This is a genomic window from Halomonas sp. AOP43-D1-4, assembly GCF_052446175.1.
GTDB classification, from domain to species: Bacteria; Pseudomonadota; Gammaproteobacteria; order Pseudomonadales; family Halomonadaceae; genus Vreelandella; species Vreelandella citrativorans.
Genome location: NZ_JBQSVY010000011.1, coordinates 109,460 through 131,708, shown reverse-complemented (window position 1 = coordinate 131,708; position 22,249 = coordinate 109,460). Strand labels below are relative to the sequence as shown.

Here is a 22,249-nt window from a genome sequence, read left to right as displayed (position 1 = left end):
TGTTAATAAAGGTTAAATATTGTTTAAGATAGCGTGTGGTGTGCTAATTATATTTTGAGTTTGCTCGTAGTTAGATAGTTTAAATGTAGTGATTAAATAAAATTCAACGTCAATGTGTGTGGTAAAGCCATTATCCTAACTAGGCGTCTATGACAGAGGACGTTGCGATGTTTTATCTGAGTTTAAGTTAGTTTTTCCTTATTTCTGCTAGTAATCAAGCGCTTTTATGAAGCTGGTAGCTTGATATAAAACATGACTGTGAGAAAGAAACCTGAATCTCAAAATAGCGTTGAATTTAAGTGCTGAGTAGTCGCAGTATAAGATGGAAAAGGTATACTACAAAAGCGATTTCTCTTTTGATATTAGATAGTATAAGTCGTATGTTCTAATAGACCCCTTGAGTAGGTAAACGCCTGTTGAAAGGATAGCAGGTCTCCTATGACTGCTGGAAAAAAGTCTAGAGCTAATGCCTTATATCAGCCGACCATAGCAAATGTTTTACGTTGAACACGATAAGGAAACAGTACGGTAGCATGGAGAAAAAATTCTTCACTGGACATCCTTATAAAGCCTAATAGTACTTATAGAACTTTGTTTGTACGATATAGTACAAACAGGTAAATAAATGGAAGGGATCGTTGATATGATCAAACAGACACCTAGTACGGCGTCATTTAAGGTCAATAAAGTCGCTCAGCAGGGCAGTTTGTCTGTTCATGTGGCGGATCAGTTAGAGGCGCTTATCACACAAGGCAAGGTGGCGGTAGGCGATAAACTGCCAACAGAAAATAGCCTTTGTGAATCCTTTGGTGTAAGCCGTACCGTTATCCGAGAAGCCATTACTCATCTAAAATCATTAGGGTTGGTAGAAACCCGACGTGGTGTAGGTACGTCCGTTCTGCGTTCTTCTAAATTGAAGGCGCTTCCAGCAGAGCGTATCAATCCCACTACGGTGGAAGATATTTTGCATCTTTTGGAGCTGCGCTTAACATTGGAGCCTGCGGCTGCCGAGTTGGCAGCCCTGCGCTACGATGAGGAAGACCGGCAGCGCTTGGAACTCCAACATCAAGCGTTTGCCAATGCTTATGAAACCAAGTCCCAGGCTCGGGAAGAAGACTATTTATTTCATTTTGCAATTGCTACGGCGACTAAAAACCCTTTTTTTCAATCGTTCTATGAACAGTGGAGTCAAAGCGTGATTCCACGAGCCAAGCTTCTGAGTAATGATATTAATCCGCTTTCTTCTCAGCGCTATCTGGAGCGGGTGCAAGAGGAGCATGTCCAAATTCTCAATGCTATTTTATGCCGTGATGGCAATGCCGCACGAGAAATGATGCGTCAGCATCTTGGCCGGGCTCGAGATACCTATGCCCAGTATCGTGATTTAAAATAGCGCAGAGCATATCTATCGGCTCTTTCTATCTCACTCTATGGGCTGCAACTACGTGGCGTAACTGCCAGCGCGCCCATGGCAAGTGTCTATCCTTTACTGGGGCAGCGTTATGGTATGGGGAACGTGGCTGCCGGTGCATTGATGGCGAGCACGCTCATGTCCTTTGTCACCATCAGCGCCATCGTTGGGTTGATGACCTATTTTGATGTGTTGCCTTGATTGCCATTGGCGGCAATAAACGCTTTGGCTCTTGGATCCTGCAGATAGGCGATATTCAGGCGCAGCCATGACGTTGTTTGATTGTCAGGGAAAAACAAGTGGCTGGGCGATAGCATAATGTCAAAACGGCGTGCGCTCTCCATTAGTGCTTCCTTCCCCACCGGCGATTTGGCCCATATAAACATGCCGCCTGCCGGTTCAGTGAATACCTCCCAACCGACTTGCTTGAGCTGCGTAAACGCCAGTGCCATCTGGTTGGAGAGCCGGGTTCTTAAGCGTTCAGTGAGTTTTCGATAGCTGCCGTTTTGAAGCAGCGTGATCAGCACCTGCTCAGCAAAGCGCGAGGAGGAAATGCTGGTTAACATCTTGATATCCACAAGCCGTTGCACTAGTGAAGGCGGGGCGGCTATAAAGCCGACCCGCAGCGATGAGGTGAGCGTTTTGGAAAAGCTGGACAGGTAAATAACCCGTTTAAGACCATCCAGTGCGGCGAGCCGTGTGGTCGGGGTGTGCTGAAAATCAGCGTAGATATCGTCTTCTACAATCGTGAAATCGTACTGCTCGGCGAGCTGTAAAACGCGATGTGCAGTCGCCGGTGTGAGCGTACTGCCGGTAGGGTTATGAAACACGCTGTTCACGTAAAAAAGCTTGGGATGGTACTCTGCTAAGAGGGCTTCCAAACGGTTAATATCCGGCCCATCAGCAAGGCGCGGTACCCCAATCACGCGAACGCGCTGTAAATGCAGCAAGCCGAATAGGTTGTAATAGCCCGGCGATTCCACAAACACCACGTCGCCGGGTTCAAGCAGCATCCTCACCAATAAATCCAGTGAATGGCTGCCGCCGCTGGTCATGACAATTTGCTCAGCACTTGCCGATATTGCGAGGGGGCGCAAGCGCTCCTGGATCAAGCAGCGAAGCTCCTGCAGTCCTTGGGGCGTACTGTATTCAAAAATTCCTGATTGGCTTTTACGCGCCACTTGGCGAATGGCGTAGGTCAGGTATTCGCTCTCGCGCCAAGCATTAGGCAACCACCCGCAGCCCAGTTTTAGCGAGTGCTCATTAGCGCTAAACAGCCCCCACAGCCCATTGGTAACTTCTTGAAGAGGGGTAGAGGCTAACGATGGTTGGGGAGTAACGGCAACGCCATCAGCGATAAAGAACCCGGAGCCGGGTCTTGAGCGAACCAGGCCAGTAGCCACCAACCGTTCGTAGGCGTCAATAACCGCATTACGGCTAATATCGAGCTCTGCCGCTAGGCGGCGTATGGAAGGTAAGCGACGCCCGCCCGCTCCATTCTCTTGAATCCAATGGCGAATACTCTCTTCAAGCTGCTGCGCAATTGGGGAAGCGGCATGTCGGTCGACCTGAAGTTTCATAAACATCTCTGCTGCCGGCCACTGTTCTCAAAAACGCAGGAACAGTGCTTGGGTAATGATGGACAAGTGTACCTTACCTCTAGGCGGGATGGGTGCGAGCGTAATGGCTTAACCCATGACCCGTTTAGGAAAAAAGATGGACCGATATAACGCGCCCCGGTTGGCTTTTGCACTATGTATGATTACCACTGCGGTTAATTTACAGGCACCGCTTTACGATATCCTGGCGGCGAAAGCAGGCGTCGGCGTGGGCGCAGCCACACTCGCGTTTGCCTGTTACGTCGCGGGTGTCATGCCGGTATTGCTGGGGCTTAATGGGCTGGCGGATCGGGTAGGGCCTAAACCGCTAATCATTGTCGCACTTCTGCTCTGTTTAAGTGCCACTGCGCTAACCCTATTGATGCCTGGCTTGATAACGCTGGGGGGTGCGCGCTTTTTATTAGGCATTGGCACCGGGCTGACCTCAGCCGTCGCGCCTGGATATATGCATCGGTTACTTAATAGTGACGACGGTCGCATGGCAACGACGTACGTAACGTCCAGTACCGCGCTTGGGTTTGGTTTGGGTGCGGCGGTTACCAGTTTGTTTATTCTCCATACGCCCAGTGTGACGCCGCCAAGCCTATGGCTGTATCTGGGTGGAGGCACCATTGCGTTAGTTGCAGTGATTCCGCTAAAAAATATCGCACCTGCTGCTACCCAAAGAGCGATGTGGCGACTGCCAGGTTATCCGCCGGGAACACTGAGCTTTGGGCTGGCCATTTTACTTGCATGGGCAACCGTAGGGTTGGTGATTGCTATATTGCCCTCCACGTTAAGCCAGAACGGTTTAACACCCTGGAGTGGTTTTGCCACGTTTGGCATTTGCAGCTGTGGAGTACTGTTTCAGCCTTGGGCACGCGCCTTGACGCCCGTGAAGGCCACAGTACTGGGGTTGATGATCTTACCTCTCGCCTACGGATTAATTGCCTGGGGCGGCCTTCAGGGAAGCCTGGTAGCTGTGTTACTGGGAGCAGTTGCGGCCAGCAGCGCCTGCTATGGGTTTATCTATTTGGGTGGCTTAAGCGGAGTGCTAGCCATTGCTGGCCCGTCTTCTACCCAGGCAAGCGCCGGCTATTTTTTGATGGCGTATGTGGGATTTAGCCTCCCGGTAATGATAACGGGCGCCCTTGTTGATTCAGTAGGCCATGTAGCCGCATTGACGCTATTTGGCGTGGCGTTACTGGTGGGCGTCATTGCCACGGTTAGTCTGCTGCTCATCGGCCCGAACAGATCTTCCAGGCGGCTGACGGCCATTCGCCAGCCATAAATCGTGCGCTTTGCTTACGTGTGTCGCTCAATCAGCAACCCACAAGAGGGCGCTGCCCACAGCGTGTCTGCGGTAAACACCACATCGCACACGACCGGTGCATAGCAGCGCCGCACCTGCTCATCAATCCGTGCGCGTAGGTCATCCTGAGCGGTTAACGACGTGGTGATGCCTTCATCAGGCAGCACCACGTGCACCATAACGTAAAGCAGGCGCCCTGGGCGTACCATACGCACACGGACTTCTTGGGTATGCGTTTCTGCCAGTGCCCGGGAAATAGCGTCGCGCACAGGGGCAGCAATGGCTTCTTCGGGCGTTTTGTTGAGTAACTCCTTCAGCGCTTGGGAGGCCATGCGTACAGGCACGCCCAAGCACAGCACGACGACCGCAATAACCAGTACCGAATCGATATACGGCACTAGCGTGTTCAAATTTAACTGCTCAAGGAGTACTACCAGGCAAAATGCCGCGAGAACTGCTGCGGAAATCACGCTATTGACGATCCAGTTGAGTTTGTCGGCCGCGATCAGAGGGCTTGCGGTATAGCGTTGACTGCGGTGCATTACCCAAGCGGTCAGCGAGCAGGCAAGCGTGGCAAACAGGGCATAGATGACCGCAAGGCCCGCTGCAATCTCTCGCCCGCCAGAGAGGAGCGCGACAATGGCATCGACCAAAGCAAAGATGGAAACACCTAGAATTAATAACCCTTTACACAGGTTAACCAGCGACTCGAAGTAACTGTATCCAAACGGATAAGATTCACTATCAGGACGGCTGGCTAATTTACTCACCTTGATCGTCACTAAAGCTACACTAAAGTAGATTAGGTTAAATAACCCATCGAGCAAAATAGCCTGGGAATTGGAGGCGAGTGTAGCGGTAATCCCGGCACAGCCAATCAAGAGCGCCATAAAGGCGGAAAATGCCAGTGTACGCGTTTCTGTTTTCATGGATATTTGGCCCCACCGCCAGTGATATAACCCGCAAGCATAGCAACATTTTTCATCTTTGAACCAACGAAAGCTATGCATTAAGGCCACACAGGCGAGTGACAAAGTACTCACAAAGAGAAGGACGTTATGCGTCATGCCAAGGACTTAACCTTTTCGCTATTAACCCCTGAGGACGCTGTCGACCTGTTGGCGTTTGAAACCGCCGAACGTGCCTGGTTTGAGCAGCATATTGAAGCGCGTTATAGGCATTTTTATACGCCTCAAGGCGTCTCACAGCATATTGTTGATTGCCTTTCCTTGAATGCCCAGCGTCGAATGAGCCCGCTGTTGATACGCAAGAGAGGAATGCTTATCGGCCGCGCCAATTTGCGCGATATTGACGAAAACCAAGCGAAGGTAGGTTATCGCATTGCAAAAAGTGCCTGTGGTCAAGGAGTTGCTTATAGGGCGCTTAAGCATCTAATGGAGGAAGCGCGCGGTGTCTATGGTCTCACTACGCTAACGGCGATTGTTTCTGTCGAGAACGATGCCTCTCAGCATGTGTTGCAGAAAGCCAGCTTCGATGCCATGGATATCTTGCCAGCGCACTCCCAAGTGGCCGACAAGCGCGTTGATTGCCTGGTATATCAGTGTGTCTTGAAGGCAGTCTGCTGAAAGCGGCGTTATAAGGCCCAGCAACGCTCTGTGCTGCGTACCTTGGTAACGTTAAAAAGCGTGTACTACCTTGAAGGCATGCTGTTGATCAATACGCAGCCAATCAGGAGGGGCTAACGATGCCAGTGTTAAGCGCGGGTACAGAACAGGGAACGCCGGTAGAGATTTATTATGAGGTATACGGCGCAGGCAAACCTGTGGTGCTTATCCATGGATGGCCATTAAGCGGCCGTTCCTGGGAAAAGCAGGTACCAGCGCTAGTGAAGGCGGCCCGCATGCGATTAACACCACCCACGCTGACGAGTTTAATAAAGCGTTGATCGATTTTCTTAATGCTTAACGGCTAATGGTTGTAACGCGCTTCTGCTTCTAACGCCGCCTATCAGGCGGCGTTTTCATTGGAAAAATCAAACAGTAGACCTCTTCAGGACAGGAAATCGGCTAAAGCATATATTGTATTTTTGATTAATAAAGTGCAATTATGGTGCCTGAGATCGACTCATCAGTCAATAACGACAATCGTCAGATACGGCGGCATGAACTATGCACAAGCTTGAGAAGCTAACCCACTACACGCATGACTATTTGACGTTCAAGGGCCATGATTACGCGATTATCGAACTACCCAAATTACTCGGCGAGACGCTTCACAAGCTGCCCTATGTGCTGCGCCTTCTGCTTGAAAATATTATGCGTAATACGACGGGGGAGGAGCGCAAGCGCAGTACTCAAGCGCTGTTGAGGTGGCTGGAAAACGGCACGAGCAGTGATGAAATCGCCTTTCAGCCGGGACGGATATTGATGCACGATACAACGAGCACACCTGCGTTAGTGGAAATTGCCGCTATGCGTGATGCAATACGTGAGGCGGGTGGTGACCCTGAAGTGCTTAAACCGCATTTACCGGTAGATGTTTCTGTAGATCATTCGCTTGCTGTGGAAGTGTTCGCCAGCAGCAGCGCCTCAGAAGACAACCTTCAGCATGAAATGCGCCGTAACCACGAGCGGTATCGTTTTTTACGCTGGGCCTCCAGTGCACTTGAAGGCGTGACCATTCACCCGCCGGGCACCGGTATTATGCACACGCTAAACCTTGAGCAACTGGCCACCGTCGTAACCACTCAAGAGCGGGATGATGAGTGCTGGATGGTGCCCGATACGATGATAGGTACTGATAGCCATACGCCAATGATTAACGGCATTGGTGTATTGGGCTGGGGGGTAGGTGGGCTTGAGGCGGAAACGGTAATGTTTGGTGTCCCCACCATGCTGCGCATTCCCGACGTGGTGGGGGTTAAGTTGACAGGCACACTGGCGCCGCAAGCACAGGCCACCGACTTGGCGCTGATAGTTACTCAGCGCTTGAGGGCGCTGAACGTAACGGGCAAGTTCGTTGAGTTTTTTGGACCGGGCGTGGGCACCTTAACGGCCGGTGATCGTGCTGTCGTGGCTAATATGGCGCCTGAGTACGGTGCCACTACGGGTTTTTTTGCGGTGGATGAGCAAACCCTGCGCTATCTTGACCAAACAGGGCGTTCGAGAGAAGCCGTTGAACGGGTAAAAGACTACTGCAAAGCGACGGGGCTTTGGTTTGAAGCCGATGAGCAGCCTACCTATACACAGTGTATAGAGATTGATTTAAGCGTTATTGGTATGCAGGTCGCCGGGCCTACGCGGCCCCAGGATGTACATGATTACACTGACGTGGGAGCGGTGTTGACAAAGCTTGAATTTAAGCCAAGTGCAACATTTAATCGCTCAGTTTCAAACCTGCCCCGCCACCCCGTAGCGATTGCTGCCATTACTAGCTGCACCAACACGAGCGATCCACGCCTTATTATCACCGCAGGGCTATTGGCCAGAAAGGCTCGCCGATATGGGGTAAAACCGCCTGCTTGGGTAAAAACCTCGCTTGCCCCAGGCTCGCCAGCAGCGGCTACCTACCTCAAGCGAGCAGGGCTAATGGAAGATCTGGCCGCTATCGGCTTTGATATCGTCGGGTATGGTTGTACCACCTGTATCGGTAACTCGGGGCCATTGACCCCAGAAATCAGACAGGCACAGGAAGCAGGTAACTGCCGTGCAGTAGCGATGCTGTCGGGTAATCGAAACTTCCCAGGACGCGTGCACCCAGATCTTGACCTGGGTTTTATCATGTCGCCTGCGCTGGTCGTGGGTTTTGCCTTGGCCGGTAATGCCGAGCATGATTTCAAGCAGCCACTGGCGGAGTATGACGGTAGGAATATCTACCTGCGTGACCTATGGCCTGTCAGGGAAGACGTCGATGCCGCGTTAGCCGAGGCGCTGAACGCTGCCGATTTTGCAAAAGATTTCAAACAGGCAAGCCGTAACACCTGTTGGGAGGCTCTGGATGCGCCTAAAACAGCGACCTTCCCATGGGAGGAAGCTTCTAACACGCTGCGCCGCCCACCGTTTGCTGCGGTATCCGAGGGCAGTCAGCTAGGCCATTATACTGCTTACCCTCTGCTGATAGTCGGTGATGATGTCACGACCGACCATATCTCACCTGCCAGTGCCATTCCGGCTGATAGTCGTGTCGCTGACTATCTGGTTGAGCGCGGTGAACGTCGTGATGATCTAAACGTTTTTGCCTCACGCCGGGGCAATTGGGAGGTCATGGTAAGGGCCGCCTTCCACAATAAAACGTTAAAAAACTATCTTGCTCTCGATGCATCGGTTGCACACACGCGTCATCTACCCAGCGGCGATGTTATGCCTCTTTTTGAGGCAGCCAAGCGCTACCGTGAAGCCAATGAATCCGTTGTGATCGTCGCGGGTGAGCGCTACGGTATGGGGTCATCGCGAGACTGGGCTGCAAAAGGGCAGCGGTTGCTAGGCGTTCGTGCGGTACTTGCCGCAAGTTTTGAGCGTATTCACCGCTCAAACCTGATCGGCATGGGAATTTTGCCGCTGAACTTACCCGCGGGCGTTAGCTCAACCACGCTGAATATTGAGCCGGGTGATCAAATCGAGATTCAGGCGCAGGCCGATACGCTAACCCCTCGCGCTTGGATTCAAGTTAATATTTTAAGAGTGCAAGGCGAGGTAGAGACGCTAATGGCTATCGCCCAGGTCGATACGCAGGCAGAAATTGCACTGCTTAAAGAAGGCGGCGTTATTCCCTCGCTACTGAAAAAAACATTGGCCTGAGTAATACTGGCCAAGCCCTTCATAAGGAAAGTGATAAGTGAGCGATATTAACAAGCTAAGAGAGCTAATGGCGCCTACCGGCGTGTTGCGCACCACTATTAACGTGGGTAACCCGATATTGGCGGGACTCGATGCCGATCAGCAGCCCTATGGCGTTTCGGTTGATTTGGCAAAGATGATCGCGCACCGGCTGGACGTTGAACTTGAGCTTCAAGTATATGCCTCTGCCGGTGAGGCCGTTGCCGTTGTCAGCAATGAAAAGGCCGATATGGGCTTTTTTGCGCTAGACCCCAAGCGTGCTGAAAGTATTCAATTTACCGCGCCCTATGTGCTGATTGAAGGCTGCTATCTGGTACGCGAGGATTCGCCAATTACTGATCAGCAAGAGGCTGACCGCCATGGTCAGAAGATCGTGGTTGGTAAGGGCAGTGCTTATGATCTTTACCTTAGCCGCGCTATTCAACACGCCGAGCTGGTTAGAGCACCTACTTCTCCGAAAGTGGTGGAGTTTTTTATTGAACACAAGCTGGATATCGCCGCAGGCGTGAAGCAGCAGCTGGAAGCGGGTATTGAGGAGTTTGGTGGTTTGCGGCTGTTGCCTGGGCACTTTATGACGATCCAGCAGGCGATGGGCGTTCCGAAAAAACGGCCTCAGGAAGCCGCCGCTTTTCTGTCCGCGTTTATTGAAGAGGCAAAAGCGGAAGGGGAGGTCGCTCGCTTGTTAGCCAAGCATAATATTCAGGGTGCCTCGGTCGCGCCAAGCGCTTAAAGGATGGGTCGTGGTTAATAGTGCATCACCTCTTACCGCTGAGCGTTTGGCAAAGCGTATTCACACGTTGATTCATGAAGAGGCTATACCCGTAGGGAGCCACCTGACGGAGGCGAGCTATGTAACGAAATTGAAGGTCTCGCGGACGCCCATTCGTGCCGCCTTCCAGTTTTTGGAAGAGCAGGGGGTGGTGAAGCGCCAGCCTAATCGCGGCTTCTTTTTAGTGGATACCAAGCGTGGGCTTTTTGCCGATACTAACGAGCCGCTAGAGCAAGGCTCTTCAATCTCGCCACTGTGTTTTACGATTGGCGTCGATTATTTAAATAATCAGATCGCCGGGAAAATTACCGAGGCGGAACTTGCCAAGAAATATACGCTTGGTCGCAACACGATTCTTCAAGCGATGCATGCCATGGAGGCTGAAGGCTGGGTGTCCAGGCTTTTGGGCTATGGCTGGGAATTTAATGAGTTCTTAACCTCTCAGGCAACGTATGATCAGTGTTTTCGTTTTCGTTTGTTAATTGAGCCCGCCGCGTTAAGAGAGCCTGGCTACCAGATTAATAAGAAAGTCTTCAAGCAGTTAAGGGAATCGTTAACGGAGGCCGTGTCTGAAGAAGGAAGCACGATCTCTGAGCGTCAAATGTATATAAGCGGCACCTACTTCCATGAAAGCATCGTTAATGGCTCAAATAACCAGTTTCTGATTGAAAGCCTTAAACGCGCTAACCGGTTGCGTCGCCTGATTGAATACCACGTTTATGCCCGGCGCGAATCGCCCGTGCCCGAGTATAAAGAGCACTTGGCGATTCTTGACCTGCTGGAGGCGGGAGATAATCAACAAGCGGCTGTTTATCTAACGGAACACCTGGAGCGCACGCGTCAGGAAAAAATGCGCATTGCCCAAGGTATTTTTGCCCGTTAACGGCACGGCAGGGAAAGATGAAGCTGCTTCTTACATGTGCATCTTCACCTATGTGGCTGATTCCTCAACCCACACATCCACCCCTTTAAAGCTCACCTTCCAGGTACCTAGCGTGACGCTGTCGTCTTCCAGACACTGGCCATCTTCCAAACGAAAGTGCTGCTTGTAAATGGGTGAAGCCACCACGGCGGCACCCTGGATATCCCCCACAATACCGTGGGCAATCACATTGGCGTTGGAAAACGGGTCGTGGTGGTCAATGGCGTAAAGCTCACGCTCAAAGCCCGGCAAGTAAAATAGTGCGACTTGCTTTGGCCCCTGTGGTGTTTCAAGCCATGCAGCAACCCCGGAAAACGCGACCAGATCGGCTTTACTGCACAGTTTCTGGCCGGTCGGTGCCTTTCTGCTTTGTGTAACTGTTGCTTGCTTCATTGCGGTAGCGGTCATGGAGTAGCCCTTTGAAATGATGACGATTAGGCAGGCCGTAGCTGGCCGCGCTCACTGGTCATGATGATCGATGGATCTGGGCGGCTATCATTGACGTAACTTCTAAAGCGCTTGAGCTTATCCGGGTCACTGATGGCGCCTGCCCATTCGCACTGATAGTTATCCACCACGGTTTGCATCTGGCGCTCCAGTTCATCACCCATGCCCAGGCGGTCGTCGAGAATTACCTCTTTAAGATAATCCAGCCCGCCTTCCAGGTTTTCCCGCCATACCGAGGTGCGCTGTAAGCGATCCGCCGTGCGCACGTAGAACATCAGGAAGCGGTCGATGGTGCGGTAGAGGGCTTCATCGTCAAGATCGGTGGCAAACAGCTCCGCATGGCGTGGGCGCATGCCGCCGTTACCGCACACGTAGAGGTTCCAGCCGTTTTCAGTGGCGATAATCCCAATATCCTTGCTTTGGGCTTCGGCGCACTCGCGAGTGCAGCCGGAAACACCGAACTTGATCTTGTGAGGAGCACGAAGGCCCTTGTAGCGGTTCTCAAGTTTGATCGCCATGCCCACGCTGTCCTGCACGCCGTAGCGACACCAGGTGCTGCCCACGCAGGATTTCACCGTACGCAGCGACTTGCCGTAGGCGTGTCCGGTTTCAAAGCCGGCCTCGATCAGCTCGCCCCAGATATCAGGCAGGTCTTCCAAGCGGGCGCCGAACAGATCAATCCGCTGGCCGCCGGTGATCTTGGAGTAAAGGCCGTATTTTTGCGCCACCTGACCCAGTACCACCAGTTTGTCCGGGGTAATTTCGCCTCCGGCGATACGTGGCACCACCGAATAAGTGCCGTTTTTCTGCATATTGGCCATGAAGGTATCGTTGGTATCCTGAAGCGGGATATGCGCGGCATCGGTGATCGGCTCGTTAAAGCAGGAGGCGAGAATGGAACCGACGGCGGGCTTGCAGATATCGCAGCCCAAGCTGTGAGCGCCAGTCACGCCGTGCTTTTCGATCAGCTCACTGAAGGTCTTGATGCCCTCAACGCGCACAATGTCGTAAAGCTCCTGACGGGTGTGCTGAAAGTGCTCGCAAATCGACTTGTCCACCTCAACGCCGCGTGCAGCCAACTCATGATCCACCACGCTTTTCAAAAGCGACGCGCAGCCACCGCAGCCGGTGCTGGCGCGGGTGTCACCTTTCACGGATGCCACGTCGCTGGCGCCTGCGTCAATGGCCGCGCAAATGCTGGCCTTGGTGACGTTATGGCACGAACAGATCATCGCGGTTTCCGGCAGGGCATCCGGGCCAAGTGCCGGGGCGGCGCCGCTTTGCGGCAGAATCAGTGAGGCGGGCTCTTTGGGCAGCTCGATACCGTTGGCGTAGTACTGAAGCAAGGTATCGTAGACGCTGTTATCGCCCACCAGCATGGCGCCCAAGAGCTTCTTGCCGTCGCTTGAGACCACCATCTTGCGGTAAATCTGGGTAAGTGGGTCAAGGTAGCGAAACATCCGCGCGCCGGGGTTTTGGTTGCCATGGGCATCACCAATCGAGCCGACGTCTACCCCCAGAAGCTTGAGCTTGGTGCTCATATCAGCACCGGTAAAAGAAGCGTCGCCGTCGGTGAGCGTCGAAAGCGCTGTCTTTGCCATCTGATAGCCAGGCGCCACCAGGCCAAAAATGCTCTGATTCCACAGCGCCACTTCGCCAATGGCTAAAATCGCCGGGTCGCTGGTTTGGCACTGATTGTTGATCACTACGCCGCCGCGCTCGCCGATCTCCAGGCCGCACTCCCGGGCCAGTTGATCTCGGGGGCGAATACCCGCCGAGAACACGATCAGGTCGGTTTCCAGTATTTTGTCATCCTGAAAGACCATGCGATGGCGGCTGGTTACGCCATCTTCAATGCGCTGAGTGGCACGCTCGGTGAGTACCTGAACACCCAGGGCTTCGATCTTTTCGCGCAGCAGCTCACCGCCCTCGCTATCCACCTGCATGGGCATCAGGCGTGGAGCAAACTCGATTACCGCGGTTTCCAGATTTAACCCGCGCAGCGCGTTAGCCGCTTCCAGGCCCAGAAGGCCGCCGCCCACCACGACGCCGGTGGCCGCACTTTGCGCCGCCTCGCGGATGGCATCGAGATCATCCAGCGTGCGATAGACCAGGCAACCTTCGCGATCGTTACCGGGAATGGGCGGCACAAACGGGTAGGAGCCGGTGGCCAGCACCAGCTGATCATAAGCGTAATGGCCGTGCTCGGTGGTCAGTGTTTTGGCCTCGCGGTCAATGGCTATGACCGCTTCGCTGCTGTTGAATGTCACGCCATGGCCTGCGTAGTAGTCGCCATCACACAGGGCCAGCGCTTCGGCGTCGCGGCCTTTAAAATATTCAGAAAGGTGCACACGATCATAAGCACGGTGGCGCTCTTCGCCAAACACGGTGACGTTCATCTGTGACAGGGCGCCGTTTTCAACCAGCTGCTCGACCAGGTGGTGGCCGACCATACCGTTACCAATAATAATCACGTTGCGTTTAGAGGTGGTGGACATGGCTAAGCTGCCTCCAGCGTCGATGAGGGAGTGGGTGGGGTATCAAGAAGCAGGGCGTTGGCATCGGCTTCACCGAACAGTAACGCCTGGCGGCAGGCGCCCAGATCGGTTTTGGCCAGCGCCTGGGCGAAATACCAGGGGCCGGAATGGGTATCGCCATACAGCACGGCACCTTCAAGCCTTCCGTTGTGCAGTAGCAGGCGGCGGTAGTCGCCGCTTTCCGGGTCGCTGTAATGCAGTACTTCGTGTTCTGGCGCGGCCTCCGTGGGGCCAAACGCGTAGAGGGCCAAGCCGCTGATCTTAAGCTTGGTGGCGGTTGGCACCTCACGATAGCGGGCGCTGCCATCGCCACACAGCGTGTTGGCTAACACATCTACTTGGCGCCAGATTGGCTCGACCAGGCCGTAGGTGTGCTGCTCGAACTGGCAGCACTCACCCAATGCGTGAATACGCGGGTCTGAGGTGGTGAGCGTGTCATCAACCATGATGGCGCGCTGCGTTGCCAGGCCTGCCAGATGGCCCAGTTCTGCGTTAGGTGTAATACCGGTTGCCACGATGACGCTCTGAGCAGGCAGACGCTGGCCATCCCCGAGTACAACAGCGGCTAAGTTGCCTGCGCCATCGTCTTCAAAATGGCGGATGCGCGCATTGGTTAAGATGGTCAAGCCACGCAGGGTAAGCGTCGTTTCAAGCAGCCCAGCGGCCATGCTATCCAGCTGACGATTCATCAATCGCTCGCTGCGCTGTAGAACGCTGACGCTGGCACCCCGCTTGCGAAGCCCTTCGGCGGCCTCCAGGCCCAACAAACCGCCGCCGACCACGACACACTCGCCGCCCTGTAGGGCAAGCGTTGCGAGCGTGTCGGCATCTTGCAGGGTACGAAACCCATACACGCCGTTAAGGCCAATGCCGGGAACCTCGGGCAGCTTTGGGCGTGAGCCGGTGGCAATCACCAAGCGGTCATAGGCCAGCGTGCGGCAGGTAGTGACAACACGCTGCTCTTCGCGGTTGATCTCCAGCACGCATTCATTCAGGTGCAGGGTGATACCCTGTTTGGCGTACCACTGCACATCCCGCAAGGCGAGGGCGCTAGGCGGCATTTCATCGGCGAGCAGTGGCGATAGCAGTATCCGGTTATAGGCGGGAGATGCCTCTGCACCAATCACCGTTATCTGCTGGGGTCGATGAGACAATTTAACGACGGCCTCTAGCAGTCGATGGCTCGCCATACCGTTGCCGATAACGACTAAGTGATCATCAGACGAGCACCGAGAGATAGCGATCATAGGTTGCTCCTTACAGTTTAGCGCTTGGCTACAAATGCCTATCCACAAATACTCGGCAGCGCTGAAGAAAAGCCAATAAAAAAAGCCCCTGAGTCAGCGTCCTGGGCAAATGGATTGCCAGGAAGGCCGTATCAGGGGCTTCGTTGCCCGGTAGCTGAGGCCAAACCCGTTAGCTGGGTTTCGCACAGAGCAGCCACCGTTGGCTGCCCGCTAAGCTTAAATTTATCTAACCAGTACAGGGCAATTTATCAGCCAAGCCTCGGCTATTATTTATTTTTATATTGATTATCAATGCTTTGGTTTAAAGAGGTAGATTGAAGGCAGCGCCTTTTCAGCCGCTTACGCTCAGCCTGCGCACGCTATTGGTGCGCTAAGCGGTAAGAATGCACCGTGAGTAGTCAGCGTTAGCAAAAAACCTGCCTACAAGATAAGTCGAAAGATATTTTCTTGGTTACTAACCTTCTGTTTAATTTGGTGTTTTTGTTTTAATAGGTTGGTTGGCGTAGGCCTTGCTATTACCTTGGCAACAAGCAACAAAGCACAGACGGGTTTATCGACACAATAAAATGCAGCCATTGAGTTTGACGGGCAAATAACAACGCTAACGCCATCAGACGACAGGCCATTAATAAGTATGTCCAATCCCAGCAGTGCGACATTTGGCACCGGTGCAGGTGTCCCTGAGACAACGGCGTCCAGGCAGGCTTCTTTGAGGCTCGCTTGGGCGCTTTTTGCTTTTAAGCGGGAGGAAATCAGTATGTCCCAGGCCACACGCTCGGCTTGTAAAGCAAACACAACGTGCCCTTATTGCGGTGTCGGCTGCGGCGTAATCGCCACTGTGGCTAGCGGCACAATCAGCGCCGTTGAAGGCGACCGCGACCACCCCGCCAACTTTGGTCGGCTATGTGTGAAAGGCTCGGCACTTCACGAAACCCTCGGCCACCATGACCGGCTCACCACGCCCTGGGTCGATGGCCAAGCGGTTGACTGGAATGTGGCGTTAACCACCTTGGCAGAGCGGTTGCAAACGACTCGCGCAACTTACGGCGCTGAGTCAGTCGGTGCCTACCTTTCAGGCCAGCTATTGACCGAAGATTACTATGTGGCCAATAAGCTATTTAAAGGCTTTTTAGGCACGCCGCACCTGGATACCAACTCGCGACTCTGCATGGCCTCTGCCGTGGCGGCGTATAAACGCTCGTTGGGTGCGGATGCCGTTCCCTGCAACTATGAAGATATTGAAGAGGCCGAGCTGGTGGTGCTGGTGGGCTCGAATCTGGCCTGGAACCACCCGGTGCTTTACCAGCGCTTGAAGGTCGCCAAAACGCGCAATCCACTGATGCGGATGGTGGTCATCGACCCGCGCGTGACCGACAGCTGCGAAATTGCCGACCTGTACATGGGCATCGCACCCGGCAGCGATGCGGTGCTGTTCAATGGCCTGCTGGCCTGGATGGCTGAGAATAACAAGCTGGATCAGCTCTATCTGGACCGCCATACACAAGGTTTCGACGAAGCGCTGCTGGCCGCGAGCCAGCATGATATTAATGACGTGGCGGCGATATGTGATATCGACCCAGAGCGGCTGGAGACCTTTTACTACTGGTTTGCCAGCCAACTCCATGTCGTGACGCTCTACTCCCAGGGCGTCAATCAATCCACAAGCGGTACTGATAAGTGTAACGCGATCATCAACTGCCATCTGGCGGGCGGCAAAATCGGCTTGCCGGGGGCGGGGCCTTTCTCGATTACCGGCCAACCCAATGCCATGGGCGGGCGTGAAGTGGGTGGGCTTGCCAACCAGCTGGCCGCGCATATGGATTACCACACGCCCGGCGCCCTCAGCCGAGTCACCCGCTTCTGGGCGACGGAAACGTTAACGCCCAAATTGCCTCAGGCGCCCGGCTATAAGGCGGTCGAACTTTTTGACGCGGTTGAGCGGGGCGAAATAAAGGCGCTTTGGATAATGGCCACCAACCCAGCGGTCAGCTTGCCGGATGCCGCCCGCGTGCGGCGTGCGCTTGAAAAGTGCTCACTGGTAATTGTGTCTGAGTGCGCAAGCCATACCGACCTGCTGGCCTACGCCGATATCATTCTGCCCGCGACGGGGTGGTCTGAAAAAGACGGCACGGTGACCAATTCCGAGCGGCGTATTTCACGCCAGCGTGGCTTGCTACCCGCGCCTGGCCAAGCGCGTCACGACTGGTGGATTATGTGCGAAGCCGCCAAGCGGTTAGGCTTTCAGGAGGCGTTTGACTATAGCCATCCCCATGAAATTTTTGATGAGCACGCGCGCCTTTCCGGCTTTGAGAATGAGGGAGAGAGCAAACGGCTATTCGATATTTCCGGCCTGGTGGGACTTGGGCGCGAGGGCTACGACGCGCTGGCGCCTATTCAGTGGCCGGTGACGTCTTCAGCGCCTCACGGAACGGCGCGGTTATTTGAAGATGGCAAGTTTGCCACGCCTGATGGGCGCGCCAACTTCATCGCCATAACGCCGCGCTTGCCGGAGCAACGCCTGAGTGACGCCTACCCGCTGCGCCTGAACACCGGGCGTATTCGCGACCAGTGGCACACCATGACGCGCACGGCACGCGCGCCCCGGCTGATGAATCATCGCCACGAGCCGTTTATCGAACTCCACCCAGGCGATGCTGCGAACTATGGCATTGGCGACCAGCAACTGGCAGTATTGTCCGCCGCCAGCGGCGAGTACCGGGGGCGCGTGCGTATCTCGAATGCCCAGCGGCGTGGCGAGGTGTTTATTCCCATGCACTGGAGCGATGCGTTCAGTAAATCGGCGCGTAGCGGTGCCATGCTAAAAGCTTTGACCGACTCTGTGTCAGGCCAGCCAGAAGCCAAGCACGGCGCTGTGGCGCTGGCACCGCTTGAAGTAGCCTGGGAGGCAACGCTGTTGATTGCCCATCCATTAGGGGATAATAGTCAGGAAGTGCCCCCGTGGTGCAGAAGCGATTATTGGGCACGCGTACCCATGCAGGGCTGTCAGCGCTGGCAGCTGGCAGATGCAAAGCCGGTAAATGACTGGCTGGCGCTACTGACTACGTGGCTTCCCGATGGGGCTGCTTTGTGGTGTGAAGACAGCGGCAATGGCCGCTTGCGCGCTGCGGCTATTGTGCGGGGCAAACTGCGCTGGTGGCTGATGGTCGGCCCGCCGCGCGAATTGCCCGGGCTTGCCTGGCTTGAAGCGCGTTTTAACGAAACAGCCATCAGTGATAAGCACCGGCGCCGGCTGCTGGCGGGGTGCGAAGATGGCGCTGCGGATACCGGCCCCGTGGTATGCAGCTGCCACCAGGTGGGCCAAGCGGCGATTGTTAATGCTATTCGTGCCGGTGATACCAGCGTTGAAGCGTTGGGCGCACGGCTTGCTTGCGGAACCCAATGCGGTAGTTGTTTGCCTGAATTGAAGTCCCTGATTGAAGAGGAGCGTTCACATGCGCGTGCTAAGCAAGCGTCTACTACAGAAGTGGCCTGAGGCCACGTTGTGCTTTACGCAGCGCGTGCTGTCGCCGTTCCAGCGCTCCACGCGCAGTGCCTCAAGTGCGCCTTCGCTTAAGTTACGCGGCGAATGCACGGCTGGGCATGTGTATTTGGTTGGTGCGGGCAGTGGTGATATGGAGCTGTTAACGCTGAAAGCCGCGCGGCTGTTAATGCAGGCCGATGCTATCGTGTATGACCGTTTGGTAGGCGACGATGTGCTAGGGCTGGTTCCGCTTTCCGCTGAGCGTTACTACGTTGGCAAGGCCAGCGGCCATCACAGCATGCCGCAAGCGGAAATTGGCGCCTTGATGGTCAAATTGGCAACCGCCGGCAAATCGGTGGTGCGCTTGAAAGGCGGTGACCCCGGCATATTTGCGCGTATGGGGGAAGAGCTTGCCGCGCTGGCGGATGCCAATGTGCCCGCACACATTGTGCCCGGGATTACCGCGGCGTCTGCCGCCGCCGCAAGCCTGGGGATTCCGCTGACCGACCGGGGCCACTCTCAGCAACTGCGCTTTATTACTGCACAGCTATGCCGTGAGGGCGGCGCGCCCGACTGGCAAACCCTGGCCCGTCGCGATGAAACCCTGGTATTTTATATGGGGCTTTCCAAGGTAGAGGCCATTTGCACAGGGCTACGCCAGGCGGGACTGCCCGATGAGTGGCCGATCATGCTGGTCGCCAATGCCAGCCTGCCCGAACAGCAGGCATTGGTGGGTACGCTTAATGATATGCCCCAGCGCCTAGCGGATCATCCGCTGCCGTCACCCTGTGTGATTCTGGTGGGCAGCGTGGTCAGTATGGTCGCGAGCAGCCCCGCTAATATGCTTGCTTCAGCGGGCATCATCGAAGCGGTCGACCCGACATAGCGTCGGGAACAGACGCATCCACAGGCCGACCACCGCCAGCGTGCCTACGCCGCCAATCACTGCGGCGGGCACTGCGCCAAATCCGGCGGCCATGCTGCCCGCGCGAAACTCGCCCAGCTCGTTACTTGAGCCAATAAACAGCATATTGACGGCATTCACCCGGCCGCGCATTTCATCCGGCGTGGCCAACTGAATCACAGTGGTGCGTACATAAACGCTGATCATATCAGCCGCACCCGCCACCAGCATGGCGATCATCGATACCCAGAACAGGGTAGAGAACGCGAACACTAGATTCGCCAACCCGAACACGGCCACGGCGGCAAACATCACATGCCCCGCGCGACGCTTGATGCCACGAACGCCAAGATAAAGCCCCATCAATAGTGCGCCCACCGCAATTGCGCTGCGCAGAGCACCCAATCCTTCAGGGCCCACATGCAAGACTTCCTGAGCGTAAATGGGCAGCAGTGCCACGACGCCGCCCAGCAGCACGGCAAATAGATCCAACGAAATGGCGCCCAGAATAATCGGCTGATAGCGGATATAACGAATACCTGCGGAAAAACGCTTCCAGGCGGTACTTTCCAATACCTTGGCTTTCTCGACATAGCGCACCGGTACCAGCACCAGTAAGGCCAGCGCGACGATAAAGCAGCCCAGGCACACGGCGTAGGCCAGACTACCGCCGCCCATGGCGTAAAGCACGCCGCCCAGCAATGGCCCGCTGATCACGGCGACTTTCATGATCGAGCTATTCAGCGCAATGGCCTGAGCCAACTGAGTGCGGGGCACAATGTTGGGCAACATACTTTGCAGCGTGGGGCCGGTAAAGGCTCGGGCGCAGCCAAACAGAGCCAGCACAGCATAAAATTCAATAACGCTGCCATGATTGGCCTGCGCCAATAAAAGCAGCAGGGCGCTACAGATACCCTGTACCGCCCAACTGAGTTGTAGGATGCGCTTGCGCGGAAAACGGTCGACCACATCGCCTGCGGGCAGCAGTAAAATCACCATAGGCAGAAACTGCGCAAGCCCCACGTAGGCAAGCGACATGGCATCGCGGGTAATGTCATATACCTGCCATGCCACCACAATGGCTTGAATTTGCATGGCAAAAACGGCAGCAAGGCGAGAGAGAAGAAAGCTTAAAAAGCCCGGCTGGCGGTGAATGGGAAGCAGCGGGGCATCGGTCGCTGCAAGCGTGTCGTTATCGGGGGACATGGGCGGTATCTTGGTTAGCAAGAGAATGTTAGCAAGCGAATTTTCATAATTCTATCGCTTATGGCGCCAAACGTGGTATGGGCTTTTTTGAATAGGTGGTTGAAGTCACGCGGTGGCCGCCCCATGTTAATTAACACGCTATCAATAGAAAAGGATGTTAATGATGCAAAAGGTTATGCCTAACCCCGGTTTTGGTACTTTTCGCCTGGAAGGCGATACGCTTAAAGAGAGCATCCATTCGGCGCTTGAAGCAGGCTATCGCCATATCGACACCGCTCAGTTTTACGGTAATGAGAAGGGCGTTGGTGAAGCGATTCGTGACAGCAGCGTACCGCGTGGTGACATCTTTCTGACCACCAAAGTGTGGTTCGACAACCTGGCGCCGCAGCGCTTGAAAGAGAGTGTTGATGAAAGCCTGGAAAAGCTCGGTACCGACTACGTTGACCTACTGCTGATCCACTGGCCATCGCCGGATAACGAAGTGCCGATGGAAGAGTACCTGGCCGCTCTCAAAGAGGTGAAGGCACTGGGTAAGGCGCGCCACATCGGCGTATCCAACTTCACTATTGAACAGCTTGATAAAGCGGTGGAGATTTTGGGTAAAGGCGAAATCCTCACCAATCAGATTGAAGTGCATCCTTTCCTGCAAAACCGCAAGCTGGTTGAGCGCTGCGAGCATCACGGTATTCAGGTAACGGCCTTTATGCCGCTGGCGGTGGGTAAGGTAATGGACGATGCCACGCTCCAGCAGATCGCGGATGCGCACAGCGTAACGCCTGCGCAAATCGCCTTGGCCTGGGTCAATCAGCGCGACATGATCACCATTCCTTCTTCCACCAAGGCGCGTAATATCCAAAGCAATATTGCCGCGTTTGATCTTGTATTAAACGACAGTGAAATGGACGACATTGCCAAGCTGGACCGCAAGGAGCGCATCGCCAACCCTGACTTTGCACCTAAATGGGATGAGTGATATTAAATGAGCGCATGGGAACGTTAGGCATCTCATAATGTCATAGCGGTGCCTGCACAAGCAGGCACCGCTATTTATATAGCTTTATTTTATACAGCTTTTAAATAAATCCGCTTTACAGGAAGACTCCATGAAGCAACACAAGATTCGCGACAACGCGCTCAAAGCACAGCTACGAACCCCCATGTTCAAGATGCAGCAGCAAACGCCCAAAAAAGGTAAAGGCAGCTACTCCCGTAAAGGGCACAAGGCCCTGCGGGGGTATCGCCAAGCCGCTTGATCAAGCGTTTTGGCAATACCACTGCTTGGCTTTATCAAAACAGAACGCCCCCGGCCACTTCCTGTGGCCGGGGGCGTTGGCTATGTCAACGGGCTCCCGCAGTGGGGACACGTTTCATAAGCATTTCGAGTGTCAGCCTGATGGCGCTGTGTGCGGGCGGCTGCTTCTTCTACGCCATGAATTGAGACCAGTTGGCCGTGCTCCCAACGCAAGCCGATATCGTTAAGCAGGTGAGCATCGTGTAGACGCAGGTCTGTAGGCAGGCGGCGCTGTATGCGGTGCTTTCTTATAATTTTGAACAGGTTACGGGTAAGAGTGATTGCCATGAGTTCGGTCTCCATACGTTCACTGGGAGGCCGGACGGGA

The 22,249-nt window shown here is 54.5% G+C and carries 19 protein-coding genes; 11 read left to right on the top strand and 8 right to left on the bottom strand.

Annotated elements, in window-relative coordinates; genetic code table 11:
• The first annotated feature begins 643 nt into the window (after positions 1-643).
• Both ACT3RQ_RS13595 and ACT3RQ_RS13590 read left to right on the top strand, forming a co-directional pair.
• Positions 644-1,393 carry a FadR/GntR family transcriptional regulator gene (locus ACT3RQ_RS13595; protein ID WP_444680657.1) on the top strand — a complete coding sequence of 250 codons (750 nt, stop codon included), beginning with the start codon at positions 644-646 and terminating at the stop codon, positions 1,391-1,393.
• A 75-nt stretch (positions 1,394-1,468) separates the two neighbouring features.
• A complete protein-coding gene (locus tag ACT3RQ_RS13590) occupies positions 1,469-1,612 on the top strand; it encodes a hypothetical protein (protein ID WP_444639302.1) in 144 nt (47 codons plus the stop codon).
• Here ACT3RQ_RS13590 and ACT3RQ_RS13585 read toward each other — a convergent pair.
• The gene (locus ACT3RQ_RS13585) at positions 1,591-2,991 is read right to left on the bottom strand and encodes an aminotransferase-like domain-containing protein (protein WP_444639301.1); all 1,401 of its coding nucleotides are present in this window, start codon (positions 2,989-2,991) and stop codon (positions 1,591-1,593) included. The genes ACT3RQ_RS13590 and ACT3RQ_RS13585 overlap by 22 nt on opposite strands.
• Positions 2,992-3,127: 136 nt before the next feature.
• On the opposite strand from ACT3RQ_RS13585, the gene ACT3RQ_RS13580 reads away from it, so the two are divergent.
• A complete protein-coding gene (locus tag ACT3RQ_RS13580; RefSeq protein WP_444639300.1) occupies positions 3,128-4,300 on the top strand; it encodes an MFS transporter in 1,173 nt (390 codons plus the stop codon).
• Between the two features lie 14 nt (positions 4,301-4,314).
• Here the strand turns inward: ACT3RQ_RS13580 and ACT3RQ_RS13575 are convergent, their stop codons facing one another.
• Positions 4,315-5,250, bottom strand: coding sequence for a cation diffusion facilitator family transporter (locus ACT3RQ_RS13575; protein WP_444639299.1), 936 nt, complete (start codon positions 5,248-5,250; stop codon positions 4,315-4,317).
• 129 nt (positions 5,251-5,379) lie between these two features.
• Here ACT3RQ_RS13575 and ACT3RQ_RS13570 point away from each other — a divergent pair, with 129 nt between their 5' ends.
• The 4 genes from ACT3RQ_RS13570 to ACT3RQ_RS13555 all read left to right on the top strand — a co-directional run bounded on the left by ACT3RQ_RS13570 (position 5,380) and on the right by ACT3RQ_RS13555 (position 10,769).
• Positions 5,380-5,907: a GNAT family N-acetyltransferase gene (locus ACT3RQ_RS13570; RefSeq protein WP_444639298.1), complete on the top strand. Its 528-nt coding sequence runs from the start codon at positions 5,380-5,382 to the stop codon at positions 5,905-5,907.
• A gap of 543 nt (positions 5,908-6,450) precedes the next feature.
• The gene (gene acnA / locus ACT3RQ_RS13565; RefSeq protein WP_444639297.1) at positions 6,451-9,078 is read left to right on the top strand and encodes an aconitate hydratase AcnA; all 2,628 of its coding nucleotides are present in this window, start codon (positions 6,451-6,453) and stop codon (positions 9,076-9,078) included.
• A 37-nt stretch (positions 9,079-9,115) separates the two neighbouring features.
• Complete coding sequence (locus ACT3RQ_RS13560; protein WP_444639295.1) at positions 9,116-9,847, top strand: ABC transporter substrate-binding protein; 732 nt, start codon at positions 9,116-9,118, stop codon at positions 9,845-9,847.
• Positions 9,848-9,857: 10 nt separating this feature from the next.
• Positions 9,858-10,769, top strand: a complete 912-nt coding sequence (locus ACT3RQ_RS13555) for a GntR family transcriptional regulator (protein WP_444639293.1) — start codon at positions 9,858-9,860, stop codon at positions 10,767-10,769.
• 48 nt (positions 10,770-10,817) lie between these two features.
• Here the strand turns inward: ACT3RQ_RS13555 and nirD are convergent, their stop codons facing one another.
• The 4 genes from nirD to ACT3RQ_RS13535 all read right to left on the bottom strand — a co-directional run bounded on the left by nirD (position 10,818) and on the right by ACT3RQ_RS13535 (position 15,834).
• Positions 10,818-11,216: a nitrite reductase small subunit NirD gene (gene nirD, locus ACT3RQ_RS13550; protein WP_444639292.1), complete on the bottom strand. Its 399-nt coding sequence runs from the start codon at positions 11,214-11,216 to the stop codon at positions 10,818-10,820.
• A 26-nt stretch (positions 11,217-11,242) separates the two neighbouring features.
• Entirely contained in the window at positions 11,243-13,753 is a 2,511-nt protein-coding gene (gene nirB, locus ACT3RQ_RS13545; RefSeq protein WP_444680656.1) for a nitrite reductase large subunit NirB, read from the bottom strand.
• A gap of 2 nt (positions 13,754-13,755) precedes the next feature.
• Positions 13,756-15,039 carry an NAD(P)/FAD-dependent oxidoreductase gene (locus ACT3RQ_RS13540; protein ID WP_444622071.1) on the bottom strand — a complete coding sequence of 428 codons (1,284 nt, stop codon included), beginning with the start codon at positions 15,037-15,039 and terminating at the stop codon, positions 13,756-13,758.
• A 420-nt stretch (positions 15,040-15,459) separates the two neighbouring features.
• The gene (locus ACT3RQ_RS13535) at positions 15,460-15,834 is read right to left on the bottom strand and encodes a hypothetical protein (RefSeq protein WP_444639290.1); all 375 of its coding nucleotides are present in this window, start codon (positions 15,832-15,834) and stop codon (positions 15,460-15,462) included.
• Between ACT3RQ_RS13535 and ACT3RQ_RS13530 the strand changes: the two genes are divergently transcribed.
• Complete coding sequence (locus ACT3RQ_RS13530; RefSeq protein WP_444639289.1) at positions 15,797-18,532, top strand: nitrate reductase; 2,736 nt, start codon at positions 15,797-15,799, stop codon at positions 18,530-18,532. The genes ACT3RQ_RS13535 and ACT3RQ_RS13530 overlap by 38 nt on opposite strands.
• Entirely contained in the window at positions 18,492-19,406 is a 915-nt protein-coding gene (gene cobA, locus ACT3RQ_RS13525; protein WP_444639288.1) for a uroporphyrinogen-III C-methyltransferase, read from the top strand. The genes ACT3RQ_RS13530 and cobA overlap by 41 nt, the downstream gene beginning before the upstream one ends.
• On the opposite strand, the gene ACT3RQ_RS13520 is transcribed toward cobA, so the two are convergent.
• Positions 19,371-20,630, bottom strand: coding sequence for an MFS transporter (locus tag ACT3RQ_RS13520; protein ID WP_444639287.1), 1,260 nt, complete (start codon positions 20,628-20,630; stop codon positions 19,371-19,373). The two genes, cobA and ACT3RQ_RS13520, sit on opposite strands and share 36 nt — an antisense overlap.
• A 163-nt stretch (positions 20,631-20,793) precedes the next feature.
• Here ACT3RQ_RS13520 and dkgB point away from each other — a divergent pair, with 163 nt between their 5' ends.
• A complete protein-coding gene (gene dkgB, locus ACT3RQ_RS13515; RefSeq protein WP_444639286.1) occupies positions 20,794-21,603 on the top strand; it encodes a 2,5-didehydrogluconate reductase DkgB in 810 nt (269 codons plus the stop codon).
• 130 nt (positions 21,604-21,733) lie between these two features.
• Positions 21,734-21,883: an alternative ribosome rescue factor ArfA gene (gene arfA, locus ACT3RQ_RS13510; RefSeq protein WP_444639284.1), complete on the top strand. Its 150-nt coding sequence runs from the start codon at positions 21,734-21,736 to the stop codon at positions 21,881-21,883.
• Positions 21,884-21,963: 80 nt separating this feature from the next.
• Here arfA and ACT3RQ_RS13505 read toward each other — a convergent pair whose 3' ends face one another.
• Entirely contained in the window at positions 21,964-22,209 is a 246-nt protein-coding gene (locus ACT3RQ_RS13505; protein ID WP_444639283.1) for a hypothetical protein, read from the bottom strand.
• Positions 22,210-22,249 lie beyond the last annotated feature (40 nt).